General features: G+C 40.3%; 1 protein-coding gene. It reads left to right on the top strand.

The features are described from left to right. Positions 1 to 293: 293 nt before the first annotated feature. Positions 294 to 601 (top strand): DUF2066 domain-containing protein (locus tag R7E78_RS28300; protein WP_318058902.1); only part of this gene is annotated, 308 nt, incomplete at its 3' end.

Raw genomic sequence — 601 nt, 5'->3', positions numbered from 1 at the left:
AAAATGGACGATTTTACGAGTCCAAATTAAGCCATTCAAAGAATATCGATGTGCTGTGATCTAATAAGCGCTCTTGAAAATGAAGCTTCAAGAGCAATGAATATCAGGTTTTATGTCTTTCAATATGCATCGATATGAGTTCATGTTGATGGGGTAACGTTAATTAATCACCTAGTGATGCAAAAAACGGCTTTAACTTGGTCAAACTACAAACAATTCACTCAGTACGCGCCTTGCTCAAGATTTGATAGTTGCTTATTATGCGGGTTCTTGTTTAGAGGATTATGAAAACTATGCGCTATTTAGCTCTCTTACTGATCGGTTGGTTGTCCCTGCCGGTGTATGCATTAACTCAGGTAGATATCTATCGTGCCGAAGTGGTTATCGACAGTGAGCAGAACGACGGTGAGTCTGCGGCTCGTGAACAAGGTATGAAAGATGTGATTGTTCGAGCGACTGGTTCTCAATCTTCTCTAAGCAACCCTGTTATCCAAAAGGCGCTGAGTTCTAGCTCTCGCTATATTTCTCAGCTTGGGAAAAGTCAAGTTGATGGTAAAGCAAGTCTTAAAATGTTGTTTAACAGTGGGCAAATTCAATCACT

Source organism: Vibrio sp. YT-19(2023) (genome assembly GCF_033337395.1).
This window is presented reverse-complemented; position numbering and strand designations above follow the sequence as displayed.